This is a genomic window from Hominilimicola sp. (assembly GCF_046972485.1).
GTDB lineage: Bacteria > Bacillota > Clostridia > UBA1381 > UBA1381 > Hominilimicola > Hominilimicola fabiformis.
The window spans coordinates 1-15,270 of the sequence record NZ_JBKVWU010000049.1; the positions used below are offsets into that span (position 1 = coordinate 1).

At 39.8% G+C, this 15,270-nt stretch carries 16 protein-coding genes; 1 reads left to right on the top strand and 15 read right to left on the bottom strand.

The features are described 5' to 3' along the window. Window positions 1-107 precede the first annotated feature (107 nt). From ACLTU0_RS06760 to ACLTU0_RS06830, 15 genes are all read right to left on the bottom strand, one after another. A complete protein-coding gene (locus ACLTU0_RS06760) occupies window positions 108-1,154 on the bottom strand; it encodes a V0D/AC39 family V-type ATPase subunit (protein WP_022230582.1) in 1,047 nt (348 codons plus the stop codon). A gap of 16 nt (window positions 1,155-1,170) precedes the next feature. Next, entirely contained in the window at window positions 1,171-1,482 is a 312-nt protein-coding gene (locus ACLTU0_RS06765) for a hypothetical protein (protein WP_412321747.1), read from the bottom strand. 80 nt (window positions 1,483-1,562) lie between these two features. Further along, complete coding sequence (locus ACLTU0_RS06770) at window positions 1,563-2,930, bottom strand: PFL family protein (RefSeq protein WP_022230580.1); 1,368 nt, start codon at window positions 2,928-2,930, stop codon at window positions 1,563-1,565. Window positions 2,931-2,945: 15 nt separating this feature from the next. Next, on the bottom strand, window positions 2,946-3,215 hold the full coding sequence (locus ACLTU0_RS06775) for an ACT domain-containing protein (protein ID WP_022230579.1): 270 nt from the start codon (window positions 3,213-3,215) through the stop codon (window positions 2,946-2,948). A gap of 247 nt (window positions 3,216-3,462) precedes the next feature. After that, window positions 3,463-4,194, bottom strand: coding sequence for a 23S rRNA (guanosine(2251)-2'-O)-methyltransferase RlmB (gene rlmB, locus ACLTU0_RS06780; RefSeq protein ID WP_117967781.1), 732 nt, complete (start codon window positions 4,192-4,194; stop codon window positions 3,463-3,465). 122 nt (window positions 4,195-4,316) lie between these two features. Further along, a complete protein-coding gene (locus tag ACLTU0_RS06785; protein ID WP_022230577.1) occupies window positions 4,317-5,525 on the bottom strand; it encodes an aspartate kinase in 1,209 nt (402 codons plus the stop codon). Window positions 5,526-5,551: 26 nt separating this feature from the next. Beyond that, window positions 5,552-6,448, bottom strand: coding sequence for a homoserine kinase (gene thrB / locus ACLTU0_RS06790; RefSeq protein WP_022230576.1), 897 nt, complete (start codon window positions 6,446-6,448; stop codon window positions 5,552-5,554). After that, a complete protein-coding gene (locus ACLTU0_RS06795; protein ID WP_308456619.1) occupies window positions 6,448-7,659 on the bottom strand; it encodes a homoserine dehydrogenase in 1,212 nt (403 codons plus the stop codon). The genes thrB and ACLTU0_RS06795 overlap by 1 nt, the downstream gene beginning before the upstream one ends. A 163-nt stretch (window positions 7,660-7,822) precedes the next feature. Beyond that, window positions 7,823-8,551, bottom strand: a complete 729-nt coding sequence (locus tag ACLTU0_RS06800; protein WP_022230574.1) for a JAB domain-containing protein — start codon at window positions 8,549-8,551, stop codon at window positions 7,823-7,825. Window positions 8,552-8,684: 133 nt separating this feature from the next. Continuing rightward, window positions 8,685-9,884 (bottom strand): acetate/propionate family kinase, encoded by a 1,200-nt coding sequence (locus ACLTU0_RS06805; RefSeq protein ID WP_412321749.1) that lies wholly within the window; start codon window positions 9,882-9,884, stop codon window positions 8,685-8,687. A gap of 24 nt (window positions 9,885-9,908) precedes the next feature. After that, entirely contained in the window at window positions 9,909-10,910 is a 1,002-nt protein-coding gene (gene pta / locus ACLTU0_RS06810) for a phosphate acetyltransferase (protein WP_337869428.1), read from the bottom strand. A gap of 133 nt (window positions 10,911-11,043) precedes the next feature. Next, window positions 11,044-12,414 (bottom strand): tRNA uridine-5-carboxymethylaminomethyl(34) synthesis GTPase MnmE, encoded by a 1,371-nt coding sequence (gene mnmE / locus ACLTU0_RS06815; protein ID WP_412321752.1) that lies wholly within the window; start codon window positions 12,412-12,414, stop codon window positions 11,044-11,046. A 35-nt stretch (window positions 12,415-12,449) separates the two neighbouring features. Further along, entirely contained in the window at window positions 12,450-13,304 is an 855-nt protein-coding gene (locus ACLTU0_RS06820) for a PHP domain-containing protein (protein WP_308456624.1), read from the bottom strand. Then, window positions 13,288-13,749, bottom strand: a complete 462-nt coding sequence (gene nrdR, locus ACLTU0_RS06825; RefSeq protein WP_022230569.1) for a transcriptional regulator NrdR — start codon at window positions 13,747-13,749, stop codon at window positions 13,288-13,290. The genes ACLTU0_RS06820 and nrdR overlap by 17 nt, the downstream gene beginning before the upstream one ends. A 61-nt stretch (window positions 13,750-13,810) precedes the next feature. Next, window positions 13,811-14,068 (bottom strand): YlmC/YmxH family sporulation protein, encoded by a 258-nt coding sequence (locus ACLTU0_RS06830; protein ID WP_022230568.1) that lies wholly within the window; start codon window positions 14,066-14,068, stop codon window positions 13,811-13,813. 110 nt (window positions 14,069-14,178) lie between these two features. Between ACLTU0_RS06830 and ACLTU0_RS06835 the strand changes: the two genes are divergently transcribed. Next, complete coding sequence (locus tag ACLTU0_RS06835; protein WP_412321754.1) at window positions 14,179-15,111, top strand: glycosyltransferase family 2 protein; 933 nt, start codon at window positions 14,179-14,181, stop codon at window positions 15,109-15,111. Window positions 15,112-15,270: the final 159 nt, after the last annotated feature.

Here is a 15,270-nt window from a genome sequence, read left to right on the forward strand (position 1 = left end):
TGAATATCTCTGCCGTAAACGTACTTTTCAACAACCGTATCAAATTCACTGATTTGAGCGGCAATAGTTACGGCTTTCATCTTTACGATTGCCATTTTCCCCCTCCTCTACTCAAGACCAATATGTGTGCGGATAAAATCAGGATTTAAGTTGTATCTTATCCCCTCGATAATGGTCGTAATGTTATTAAGTTCAACTTCCTTTAGGTTCATATAGGCATATACCGCAACCATCGACTCGGGATGAGTCACAAATATACTTTTTGATAACCGGTTATAAATATACCTGTAATTGCCTTCGGGAAATCTTCCCTTATCATAATCTTCAAACAACTTTCCGTATGCGGTCGATTGATTTACAATATCAATAAACCTTTCAACAGAATCTGCATTTACAAGTTGTTTGATTACCTCTTCCGTCAATCTGTATCTGACAGGCAGAAGATAGGTGAAAATTATTTCATTTGTAAATTCAAAATATTTTTTGCCCCTGTAAATCCACATAAGATTCAGCATATCTATTTTTGTTCCGATAAGCCTTTTAAATAAATTCTCCTGTGTCTTATCAAGAGCGACCGATGCTGTATGCCATATTGACTTATAGTAATATGTGTCCAGCACCATACCCATCGAAAATGAATCCGCGCCTATATTTTCCGCTCGTTGCAGCGGCTCGCTGTAAGGAGTGTTTTTACAAGCCTCGATACAATCCGACAGGGATTTTGCATTATGCATTATCTCACGATTTATTTTCGTGTGTGTTTCAAAGAAAGCGTCAAATTTGCTTTGGTTTACCTCATCATTACTTCTTTCCTCGTGAGTATAGATATATCTTATCTCACGTTTCAAAAATGCAATTTCTCTGCGCATAAACCAAAATTCCATAACGGTTCTCTTTGAATTGTCCATGAAATTATATAGTCTGACGTATTCGTCAACCATTTCCTGTTCAAGCAGGATTTCCATCTGACCTCTGTGAATATCTCTCTCATTCACCTGTTCAAGAACTTCACCGTAGCCGGGTGTACTTTTAAGATAACTGCATATGTCATTTACGCTTTTTCTTTCAAGGAGCTGTTCATAGTCATCTCTTGTCAGAAATTTTGAATACATCGCCTTTAATTTAGCGGCGATTGCACTGTATTCCACGCTCATTTTGCTGCCACCTCACTTATCTGCCGATAATATTCTGTACAATTTCATTAACCCATTTGTCTTTATTGTCGTTGTACTTCTTTTCGAGTTCGGAAAGATGTCTTTCCATATTTACTCTTATGGCCTCTATTTTCTTATCGGCATCTTCTTCCTCTATCTGCTTTAGAGTGACGTTTTTAGCCTCCATTCTTCTCGTAATGTCATCACGCATTTTACGAGATTCGTCCTTAATTCGCTCTTCAAGCTCTCTGTCGGCTTTCTTAGCGTCCTTAATGACTTCCTGTGCTCTGTCCTCGATGTCGATAATCTTCATAATCAGGTCTTCCATTTTCCCAACCTCTCTTTCCTCTGCAGATTAATCTGCATTATTTCAGACTATATTTAAAAATCATTACGATTTTGTCTGCATTAATTTTTCAAACTTTGAAGCGGTGCAGGAATTCTGCCGCCTCTGTTTATAAATTCGGCACTTGAATACTTTTTAACCGGCATTACGGGACCTGTTCCCAAAAGTCCGCCGAATTCAACAACGTCACCCTCAACCTTACCCGGTGCAGGGATAACTCTTACTGCTGTTGTCTTTGTGTTGACCATTCCGATTGCCGCTTCGTCGGCTATAATCGCCGAAATAGTTTCGGCAGTTGTGTCGCCCGGTATAACAATCATATCCAAACCTACGGAACATACGCAAGTCATTGCCTCAAGTTTTTCAAGAGTAAGTACGCCGTCTGTTGCCGCCGCAATCATACCTGCGTCCTCACTTACAGGGATAAATGCACCCGAAAGTCCGCCGACATAACCTGACGCCATAATACCGCCTTTTTTAACTGCGTCGTTAAGCAGTGCAAGTGCGGCTGTTGTACCGTGAGTACCACACATTTCAAGTCCCATTTCCTCCAAAATATAAGCCACACTGTCGCCAACGGCAGGTGTCGGAGCAAGTGACAAGTCTACGATACCGAAAGGTACATTAAGACGTTTTGACGCTTCTTGTGCAACAAGCTGTCCCATTCTTGTAATCTTAAATGCAGTCTTTTTAATAGTTTCGGCAACAACACCGAAGTCCTCGCCTTTAACCTTTTCAAGTGCACATTTAACAACACCCGGACCGCTTACGCCGACATTTATAACACATTCACCCTCGCCTTCGCCAAGGAACGCGCCCGCCATAAACGGATTATCCTCAACCGCGTTGCAGAATACAACAAGCTTTGCACACGCAAATCCTTGCGTATCGGCTGTAAGTTCAGCCGCTCTCTTAACAATCTGACCCATCTGTTTAACAGCGTCCATATTGATACCGGCTCTTGTCGAACCCACATTAACGCTTGAACATACAAGATCTGTTGCGGCAAGTGCTTCAGGAATTGACTCAATAAGTATTCTCTCACCGTTCGTATAATCTTTATGCACAAGTGCCGTATAACCGCCTATAAAGTTTACGCCTGTCTTTTTAGCGGCTTTATCAAGAGTTTTTGCGATTTTAACACATTTTTCAACAGTCGGTTCTTCCAATGCATCCACCAAAGTAGCTATCGGAGTTACCGAAATTCTCTTGTTGATAATCGGAATACCGAATTGAGCCTCAATGTCCTCACCGGTTTTTACAAGATCTTTTGCGTAAGTTGTGATTTTTTCATACACTTTTTCGCAAACTGTATCAACGTCAGGACCGGCACAGCTTTTTAGAGAAATACCCATTGTTATAGTTCTTATATCAAGGTTTTCCTCGTCAACCATTTTTATAGTTTCTATTACTTCAAAGGGATTAATCATTTATTTGTACCTCCCTTATATTCTGTGCATTGATGTGAAGATTTCTTCTCTCTGCACATGGATTGAAAGTCCCATATCCTTTTCGGCCTGTTCAAATTTTTCACTGATTTGCTTTACTGTAACACTCTCATTTTCAAAATTCACAAGCATTATCATTGTGAACATATCCTGCATTATTGTTTGAGAAATATCAAGAATATTTACTTCGTTTTCAAATAATATATTACTGATTTTAGCAATTATGCCCTTTTGGTCCTTGCCGATTACGGTAACTACTGCTTTCATTTATTTATCTCCAATCTTTCATGTTTTCATTGTTTATCTTTAATTGAATTATAGCACTTTCGTTTTAAAAAAGTAAGTGGTTTTTTAAAAGTTTGTCCACTGTAACAGTTTAATAACCCGAATTTTATTGCAATTTGTTTATTTTTTCACAAGCCGTTTTTTGTCTTGATATTTGCGACAAATAAGCCGTTTTTCAAGGCTGTTTTTTGTTCAAAAATACAATAAAACCTACGGTTAATAAGTGCTTTTACTTTCTTCTTTGTCTTAATGCCTCATACATCAAAACACCTGCCGCAACCGACGCATTAAGTGAATTAATTTCGCCTGCCATAGGTATGCTTGCTATGAAATCGCATTTTTCTCTTACAAGTCTGCTGATACCCTCGCCCTCACTGCCTATAACAAGACCAAGCGAGCCTTTAAGGTCAATATCATACATTTCCTGACCGTCCATATCAGCCGCCGCAATCCACAAGCCTTCATCTTTCAGGCTGTCAATCGTGTTAGCGATATTTGTAACCTTTGCAACAGGTGTATATTCAACCGCACCAGCCGAAGTTTTCGCGACAACACTGTTAAGACCCACTGAATTTCTTTTCGGAATAATAACACCGTGTGCACCGACACAATTTGCAGTTCTCAATATTGCACCCAAATTATGCGGATCGGTTATTTTATCACAAATAATAACGAAAGGCGGCTCATTTTTTTCACGAGCTTTATCAAGAATATCCTTCACGCTCACATAGTCGTATGCACTCACATATGCAATAACGCCCTGATGGTTTTCACCCTCTGCGATTTGGTCAAGCTTAGCTCTCTCGACCTCTTGAATTATAATTCCTGCGTCCTTTGCTTTCTTGATAATCGGAACAATAGAGCCCTCGTACTTACCCTTTTTAACAAGGATTTTATCCACGCTGCGACCTGAACGAATTGCCTCCAAAACAGGATTTCTTCCTATAATTTTATCATTCACTGAACTTTCTCCTCTATATTTACTCTATATTATAGCACGAAACCACAAGTTCGTGTAACTAAAAGACATATAAAATCCGTCAGTCGCCACGCCCTTGTGGTTTATTTTCTATTTATTTTTAATTATTTCAACAAAAATTTATCGTGAATTGCAACAACAGCCGCTTCAGCATCTTTTCTGTCAACAAGAACAGAAATCTTGATTTCCGATGTAGCAATCATATTGATGTTGATGTGTGCATCGTAAAGAGCCTCAAACATTGTAGCGGCAACGCCTGAGTTATTAACCATTCCCGCACCGACAATAGAAACCTTTGAAACGTCCTTTGTCCATTTAACTTCGTCAGCCTTAACGATTGCCTTATTTTCTTCAAGAAGGTCAAGTACAGGCTGTAAATCTTCTTCCGTAACAGTAAAGCTAATGTCTTTCTTTTCACCGTTACCGATTGACTGAATGATTAAGTCAACGCTTATTCCGTGCTTAGCAAGCATACGGAATACTGAGAAAGCCTTTCCCGGAGTATCCTCTACACCGCAAAGAGCAATTCTCGCAACATCATTATCTCTTGTTACACCTCTAACGAGCATCTTTTCCACTTGTTCTACCTCCTTAACATATGTGCCTTCATTGTTATTCAGACTTGATCTGACTGAAAGCTTAACCCCGTACTTCTTTGCCATTTCAACACTTCTGTTGTGAAGTACGTTTGCACCAAGTGACGCAAGCTCAAGCATTTCATCATATGAAATATCATCAAGCTTATACGCATTCTTTACAAATCTCGGATCTGCCGTATATACGCCGTCAACGTCTGTGTATATTTCGCAGACATCTGCGTGAAGTGCGGCAGCCAACGCAACGGCTGATGTATCACTTCCGCCGCGTCCCAAAGTTGTTATATCGTCATACTTGTTTATACCTTGGAAACCTGCAACGATTACAATGTTCTTCTTATCAAGCTCAGCTTGTAATCTTTCTGTATCTATTGTGCTGATTCTTGCAGCACCGTATTTAGCGTCAGTCTTAACGCCTGCCTGCCAGCCTGTAAGAGAAATAACCGGACAACCGATTTTTTCTATCGCCATTGCAAGCAAAGAAATTGAAATTTGCTCACCTGTTGAAAGCAACATATCCATTTCACGCTTTGAGGCATTCGGGTTGATTTCCTTAGCCTTTTCGATAAGGTCATCGGTTGTATCACCCTGTGCCGAAACTGCAACAACCACATTGTTACCTGCTTTATACGCGTCTGTAATACGTCTTGCGACGTTCATTACTCTTTCAGCGTCTTTAACGGAAGTACCGCCATACTTTTGAACAATAAGTCCCATTTTTGTTTATCCTTCCTTTTTTATATTCATATCTCAGAAACTACCGCACCGACATTGTCAATCGGCAGTATCATACATTTCCATTCAAGACCGTTAGTCTTAAAATATTCTTCCATACCAGCTTTAAATCCATCATAGTTGCCGTCAAGTATTGATAGTATTGTAGGTCCGGAGCCGCTCAAATATGTTGCGTGCGAACCCAAGTGATATGTTTTTTCAAATATATCTTCCATACCGTCAACGTAACTTTTACGATACTGTTGATGAAGTTTATCCTTAACGCCGATTTCAAGTGCTTTCATATCGCACGTAAGCATAGCCGCCTGAAACATTGACGCATGACCGACATTAAAGACTGCGTCTTTAAAATCAATCTTTGACGGAAGAACTCCTCTTGATTTCTTCGTTGCAACAAAGAAATCCGGAATTATAACCGCGAACTTAATATGACTTTTCAGCTTTGTGCTTTTGATTATAGTCTTGTCATCATCCATAAGCGACACGCAGAAACCGCCGAAAAGTGCCGGTCCTACATTGTCTGGATGACCCTCCATCTTTGCCGCAAGGTGAATTATTTCCTGATACGAAAGCTGTCTGCCGGAAATAATATTTGCCGCCAACATTCCGCCTATAATACACGCACTGCTGCTGCCCAAACCTCGCGTCATAGGTATCTGACTGTCTTGAGTTATTCTGTAACCCTTTTGCTCATAACCTACATAGTCGAAAAGTTCTGCCATTGCGCGGTAAATCAAATTGCTTGTATCCTGTGGGATAAAGCTTTGAGTATTTTTGTTGATTACTTCAAGTCCCTCGGGAATTTCCTCAATCATCATTCGGTTATACAAACCAACAGCCACACCGAGAGTATCAAAACCTGCACCCATATTTGCACTGGTTGCAGGCACTCTTAATTTAATCATTAATCCATTACACGAATGTTTGCCACAACATCAGACAGCTTAGCAAGTTTTTCTTCAACCTCAGATTTAGTAAGCGGTGAAGTCACAAATGCTGACTCATTGTCTATAATATTATCGACAAATTCGCACTTTCCGAATATTTTCTGAACATTTTCTGCAGAATCAGTTGTTCTTACGAAGTATTCAAACTTCTTCGAATCAATATCAGCCATAATATTTTCAGTCGGCTTTTCCCAGAAAATCTTCTTACTTCTGTCGCTGTGCTTAACCGCGTCAACAACGTCGGCAACAACAGCACTTGCAGTAGGAAGTTTACCTGCACCCTTACCGTAGAACATTACATCGCCTACGCAATCGCCTGTAACCATAATGGCATTGAATACACCGTCAACACCGGCAAGAGGACTGCTGTTTTTTATCACCATAGGTGATACGATTGAGTAAACCTTGCCGTTTTCGTCAAACTGTGCATATCCGATAAGTTTTATAACTGAATCCATAGCAGCGGCATATTTAACATCGTCAAGAGTGATGTTTGTTATACCATCTGTATCAATATCATTGTAATCAATCATTTTGCCCGACGCAAGTGACGCCAAAATCGCAATCTTTCTGCAAGCGTCGTGACCTTCAATATCGGCGGCAGGATTTCTCTCTGCGAAACCGTTATTTTGTGCGTCTTTTAGGGCTGTTTCAAAAGTCTTGCCCTTTCTTATCATCTGGTCAAGAATATAGTTTGTTGTACCGTTTAAAATACCGGCAATCTTCAATATATTGTTAGCTGTTAGACATTGATGCATAGGTCTTATAATCGGAATACCGCCGCCTACACTTGCCTCAAAGAAGTAGTTTACATTTTTCCCTCGGGCAATCTCCAAAAGCTCTGTCCCGTATGTGGCAACAAGCTCCTTGTTAGACGTTACAACGCTCTTTCCCGCTTCAAGAAGACTTTTTGTAAATTCATATGCAGGGTGAAGTCCTCCCATAACTTCCGCAACAACGCTTACTTCGTCATCGTTAAGTATGTCATTGAATTCTTTTGTAAAAAGTTCTTTTTCGGGATGGTCGTCAAAATCGCGAATGTCAAGAATGTACTTTATATCCACACTTTCACCATTCGCACTGCGGCTGAGCTTGTCACTGTTGGTCTTAATTATGTCGTATACACCACTTCCAACAGTACCGTAGCCCATTATTGCAACCTTTGCCATTCTTATGCCTCCCTTATTTTTCTTTCATTATAATATGTATTTTGTTATAGTAATATCTATAATAAAATATATTACCATATCACTGTGATAAAGTCAATGTTTTCAAACGCCAAATATGACCTTTTTAATCAAAGTTCTTTTGTGTAAATTAACACTAACATTTTTATCGTCTGTTATTTTTCTTTATCTCTCTGTTAATCTTCGCATTCATTCCGCTGCCTTTTAAATACGGCAGAATACTCATACATTTGCCGTCTGCCACGATTATATGGTCAAGCATTTTTATACCGGCGAAAAAAAGCGTATGCTCCAAAGCCTGTGTCGTAACCAAATCGGCATTTGACGGTTTTAAAATTCCGCTTGGGTGATTGTGCGTAAACACGACCTGTGACGCGTCACTTTTAACCGCACTTCTAAGCACCTTCGCAACGTCAAGTTCAACGCTTTCAAAACTGCCCTCGAAAAGCATTTCCTGATTAATAATTCTGTTTTTCGGATCAAGGCAAATCATATAGCAACATTCGCGGCTTTTGCCGTCAAACAGGTTGCACAAATAATTTTCACTCGTTTCACTGTTTAAAACAAACACGTCCGTATTATATTTTTCCGTATTGTAATACTGTATAAATTCACCGAGAGAACATATGTAATCGGCGGTTTTTTCACCTACACCGTCTATGCTCATAAGACGTTTTTTAGAAGTGTGGAACACATTCACAAATCCACCGCACTCTTTAATCAAATTATGTGCTATATCATTCGTATCCGCCACCGGAATTACGTTGTAGAGAAGATACTCCAAAACCTTATGTTTCTGCCACGTTTTGAAACCGCCTTTTTCAAAATCCTCACGCATTCTTTTTCTGTGACCTTTGTGATTGTTTGTGTCCATTATTTCACCGCCATTACTTCATTCTACGGCTTATTATACACTATTTTACTATAATTTGTCTACAAAATTCGACAAATTATTTACACAAAAAAACGGAGCATACAGTTTGGATATGCTCCGTATGAATATTTAATTACTTGCCTTCAACCAATCTCTTAGTGTCAATAGCAATCATAAGTTCTTCGTTTGTAGGGATAACAAGAGTTTTAACCGTTGCGTCGTCAGCTGAAATATCAACTGTACCTCTTACAGCGTTCTTTTCCTCGTTAATCTTAATACCCATAAAGTCAAGACCCTCAACAACTGCCGATCTTGTAGCCGCATCATTTTCACCTACGCCGGCAGTGAATACAACTGCGTCAACACCGCCCATAGCGGCAGCATAAGCACCGATGTCTTTCTTAACTTGGTATGAGAACATATCAAGAGCAAGCTGTGCTCTGTCATTTCCTTCTTTAGCGGCAGCAGACAAATCTCTGAAGTCAGATGATACGCCCGAAACACCCGAAACTCCGCTTTCCTTGTTCATAAGAGCGTCAACGTCTTTAGCTGACATACCTTTTTGGTTGATAAGATATGTAACGACAGCAGGGTCCATTGAACCTGTTCTTGTACCCATTGGCACACCGTCAAGAGGAGTGAATCCCATTGATGTATCTACACACTTACCGCCGTCAACAGCTGTAATTGATGAGCCGTTGCCAAGGTGGCAAGTAACAATCTTAAGGTCTTCTGCCGGCTTGCCTAAAAATTCAGCAGCCTTTTGTGAAACATACTTGTGGCTTGTACCGTGGAAACCATACTTTCTGATACCGTAGTTTTTGTAGTATTCATATGGCAAAGCATACATATATGCCTTTGGAGGCATTGTCTGGTGGAATGCTGTATCAAATACGCCAACCATAGGAGTGTTAGGCATAATCTTTTGGCAAGCCTTGATACCGATAATGTTCGGTGGGTTATGTAGAGGAGCAAGCGGTGTACACTTTTCAAGTGCTTTCATAACTGCTTCTGTAATTACGCATGAACCTGCAAATTCTTCACCGCCGTGTACAACTCTGTGACCGACTGCACCGATTTCGTCCATTGACTTGATAACACCGATTTTTTCATCAACAAGTGCGTCAATAACCATCTGAATTGCGTCACCGTGATCCTTCATCGGCTTTTCAATCTTAGTCTTTTCGTCCTTTGCAACATTTGTGTGTTGAAGATTTGAACCTTCAATACCGATTCTTTCACAAAGTCCCTTTGCCATAACTTGTTCGTTGTCCATATCTATAAGCTGGTACTTCAATGATGAACTACCTGCATTTATAACTAATATTTTCATATTAAAATTCCTTTCATTTTTTGATTAATTATTTTGAGCCTGTATAGCTGTAATTGCTACAACACCTGCAATGTCCTCTGCACTGCAGCCTCTTGAAAGGTCGTTTACAGGCTTTGCGATACCTTGAAGAATAGGTCCGTAAGCTTCGGCCTTAGCAAGTCTTTGAGTAAGTTTGTAACCGATGTTACCTGCGTCAAGGTTAGGGAAAATAAGTACATTCGCACTGCCTGCAACGTCTGATGAAGGAGCTTTCGACTTAGCAACGTTGTCAACGATAGCGGCGTCAAGCTGAAGTTCACCGTCAAGCTTTAATTCAGGAGCCTTTTCCTTTGCAAGCTTTGTAGCCTCTTGCATTTTGTCAACAAGGGCACTCTTTGCACTGCCGTATGTAGAATATGAAAGCATTGCAACTCTCGGTTCGTCTTGGATAAGCTGTTTGTATGATGCAGCTGATGAAATAGCGATTTCACTTACTTCGTCAGCAGTCGGATCTTGGTTAAGACCACAGTCACCGAAAATAAATGTACCGTTGTGACCGTATTCGCAATTAGGAACATTCATAATAAAGAATGCAGATACAAGCTTTGTACCCGGTGCAGTCTTTAGAATTTGAAGTGACGGACGAATTGTGTCGGCTGATGAGTGAATAGCACCCGATACCATACCGTCAGCATCGCCTTGTTTAACCATCATTACCGCATAATATGACGGATCTTTGATTGTTTCGGCAGCCTGTTCAGGTGTAATGCCCTTTTTCTTTCTCAATTCATAGAATACGTTTGCGTATTCTTCGTTCTTTTCACTGTTTTCGCTGTCAACAATTTTGATACCGTCAATATCAAGGTTTTCAGCGGCAGCCATTGCCTTTATTTTGTCAGGGTTACCTACAAGAATAATCTTTGCATAGCCCTCTTTTTTTACCATTTCAGCAGCCTTCAAAGTTCTGATTTCTTCGCCCTCTGCAAGAACGATAGTTTTGATGTCCTTTTTGGCTCTTTCCTTTAATTGTTCTATGAATGTACTCATTACACAAAACTCCTTTTTCTCTTTATAATTTTTTACCTCTTTTTATTATATACCTTTTTTTCGTCTTTTTCAAGTAAATATCTTAAAAAATTGTTTTATTTTGGCTTGTGAATTTTCTAACAATTTCACTCGACTATTTACCCACGCAAAAGCTGTGGAATATCGCCGTAACAATATCGTCCGACACAGTTTCGCCCGTAATTTCGCCAAGTGCGTCAATGGCGATATTAATATCAATCGATGCAATATCGGACGGCATATTCATATCAATAGCCTCAACAACCCGTCCGAGTGCTTCGCCTGCTTTTATAAGCGCCGTCTTGTGACGCATATTTGTTATAACGGCACTGTCCTCTCTTGCGAGCTCGCCGAAATTATAAACCTTGCGGATTTCATCGGCAAGAATATCAAGTCCCATACCCGTTTTCGCACTCACTTCAATAACAACACTGCCGTTTGCCTTTGCCTTAACCGCCTCAACATATCTGCTTTGACCCAGGTCGGTTTTGTTGATAAGAACAATTCGTTTTTTGTTTTTGGTCGCGTGCAGAACTTCCACGTCCTCATCACCGAAAAATCCGCTGCCGTCTATCATAACGACAACAAGGTCAGCCTTTTCAATAGATTTAATCGACTTTTCAACGCCGATTTTTTCAACCGTATCATCGGTATTTCTTATACCTGCCGTATCGATAAGCATAAGAGGTATTCCGTCAAGGTTGATATATTCCTCTATAACATCACGTGTTGTTCCCGCAATGTCGGTAACAATCGCTCTTTCCTCTCTTGCAAGCGAATTTAAAAGTGACGATTTACCAACGTTCGGTTTGCCTACTATAACCGTCTTTATACCGTCACGCAATATTTTACCGCTGTCGGCGGTTGATAAAAGTTTATTCACTCTGTTTTTGCAGTCATGCGCAACATTTCTTATATCGTCAGTCGTAATATCCTCCAAATCTTCATCCGGATAATCTATCGTGACTTGCATTTGTGCGGCAAGGTGAACAAGCTCATTTCTTACATTTTCGATTTCTTTTGAAAGTGAACCCTCAAGCTGTGAAAGTGCGTTTCGCTGTGCAAGTTCGTTTGTTGAATTTATAATATCAATTACCGCCTCTGCCTGTGACAAATCTATACGTCCGTTCAAAAATGCACGTTTCGTAAACTCACCAGGCTCTGCCATATACGCGCCTGCTCTTATAATCGTATCAAGTACCGCTCTTGACGCTGTACTTCCTCCGTGAGTGCTGATTTCCACAACATCTTCACGCGTAAAAGTTTTCGGTGCAAGCATAACCGTTGCAAGCACTTCGTCAACCTTTTCGCCCTTTTCGTTTTTTATAAAACCGTAATGAACGGTATGTGTATCGCAATCGGCAAGTTTTTTACTTCCGAAGAAAACCTTGTCCGCAACCTTAACAGCGTCATTACCGCTTATTCTTATAACAGCTATACCGCCGTTACCCTGCGGAGTGGAGATTGCCGCAATAGTTCGTTCCATTTTATCAAGTCCTTTCTTACAAATAAAGAGGTCTATTACATTAGACCCCTTTGTTCTTTCATATTCAGCAAAAATTCATAAGGCACATAACCACCCGAAACTTTTCCAAGCTCCACATCAGGCTTATTACCGCCGTGAAAATCACTTCCGCCGGACTTTACAAGTCCTAATTTATCGCATATATCAAAACACATTTTTGAAAATTCTTCGGAATAGCAGTTATATAAACATTCCGTACCGTCAAGTCCGTATTCCTTTAATTGTTTCAAAAGTGAATACAATTTGTCGTAATCTTCCGTAATATAAACAGGGTGTGCCAAAATCGCCAAACCGCCTGCATTTTTAATCATTTCAATACTTTCTTTAGGCGAATACGTTTTTCGCGGAACATAACAGCTCATACCCTTGCCTAGATACTTTTTGAATGCCTCGTCTACTGACGCAACATATCCCTTCTTCACCATAGCATGGGCAATATGTGCTCTGCCTGTATTCAAAAGCGTTGCACCATCTTTTTGCGACAGTATATCGTCAACCGATATTTCCATACCTTGCCCGTTCACAAGTTCAAGTACTTTTTTGTTACGCACTTCTCTTGCATTTTTTAGTTCGTCAAGTTTTTCGGCAAGTTCCGTATCGTTTTCATCAATAAACAAGCCGACTATGTGCATTTCTTTTTCGTACTTTGCACTTATTTCAACGCCGGATATACCCTCAATTCCGTATTCACCGCAAGCACGTTTGAACTCGGCAAGTCCGTTTATCGTATCGTGGTCTGTAAGTGCGACGGCACTGAGTCCTGTTTTATGTGCTTTATGCGCAACCTCCGACGGAGTAAACGTACCGTCGGACGCAGTTGAATGCGTATGCAAATCAATCTTTTTTATCATCGATAAGTCCCTGCAATTCTGCCATAAACGTATCTATGTCATCAAAACTTTTGTACACAGACGCAAAACGTACATAAGCAACTTCATCAAGTTTTTTAAGCTTTTCCATAACCTTTTCACCGATAGCGGTGCTTTCGATTTCACGCGTCATTGACTGATACAATTCGCTTTCAATATCGTCCGCAATCTGTTCCATTTGCGATAGAGATATAGGACGTTTTTCGCAAGCCGTAATTATCCCTTTTAACACTTTTCCTCTGTCATACTGCTGACGTGACTGATCTTTCTTTATAACCGCAAGCGAAATTGCCTCAAGCTTTTCGTATGTAGTGAAACGCTTTTGACATTTTAAGCACTCACGTCTTCTTCTGATGGAATTGCTTTCTTCGGTAGGTCTTGAATCAATGACCTTACTTTCGGCAAATCCGCAATATGGACATCTCATTTGTGTTTCTCCTTTATGTATAGTATTTATGGTATTATTATATACTATTCGATAATTTTTTTCAAGATAATTTTTCATTATCAATATCAAAAAATCGCACAAGAACCAAATCTTCTCCGACCACCTCAATAGCGCTCCACGGAATGACAAGTTCACCCCCTCCGAAAAGCCTTGCCAAACAGCACCCTTTTCGCGGAACTATTATAGCTTCGATGTTCCCCGTACTCTCGCTTATCTCCACGTCACTGATGCGTCCAAGCCGCTCTGCCGTCTTTATATTCACAACTTCTTTTTGTTTTAAATTATACCCTCGAAACATAATATATTCATATCCTTTCTGTATTTCATTGTGTGTGTTATATTTATGATTTTGTTGACTTAATTATTATAATCAGTTATAATCTTAATTATAAAAGGTAGGTGGAAAATATGAAATTGATAAGCGTTATAGTGCCTGTATACAACACTGAAAAATATATCGAAAAATGCGTTATGAGCATACTTAACCAAACATATAAAAATCTCGAAATAATACTTATTGATGACGGCTCAACGGATAATTCACCGCAAATATGCGACAGTCTTGCCGAAAAAGACAACAGAATTACGGTAATCCACCAGCCTAACGGAGGTGTGTCTTCCGCACGAAACATCGGTCTTGACAATACGCACGGCGATTATATAACGTTTGTCGATTCCGATGATTATATCGCACCGAATATGATTGAGTTTCTTTCAGAAAATATCGGTGATACCAATATAGCAATGTGCGGTTACACCAGTGTAGACGAAAACGGCAATCTCTCTCCGCAGGAAAACGTAACTGTCACAGACGGAATTATATCAACCGATACATTTTGGAATTATTTTTACACCGACACAAGAATTTATTACGTCACCTTGTGGGCAAAGTTATATAAAAGTCATCTTTGGAATAATGTTCGTTTTCCGCTTAATACGTTGCATGAGGACGAATTTGCCGTACATCAAATCATAAGTCAATGCAGTAAAATCGCAGTTTCAAAAAAACCGCTTTATTTTTATCTTCAGCGTGAGGGCAGTATTATGCACACGCAGTTTAAAACCGAAAACCTAAACGCCGCCGAAGGTATACTTGACCGTTGTCAATTTTTCTTTAACAAAAAAGAATACACCCTCGCCGAAAAGGCTCTTTCTATGGCAATGTACAGTATCATTAAAGGTTACGGCATTTTAGGAGAAAACGATAAAATCAAAGAGCTTTATAAACAATTTCGTTTGATGTACCGAAAACTTGTTTTTAAAAATACAAGTATGAAATTCAAATATAAATGCGGAATTTTCGCACTAAATAAACAAATATTCATCAAATTAAAAAAGTGACGACTGCTCGGTCGTCATTTGAGATTATAGACAAAACCATTATGGTTTTGTCTACTTTATTCTTTGGAGTTTGAGGTGCTAACCTCATTAAAAATCATTTCTGACGACATGCGCGGCAGAAATGACTTAAAATCTAAAGTTTCGACTTTGGAGGAACTT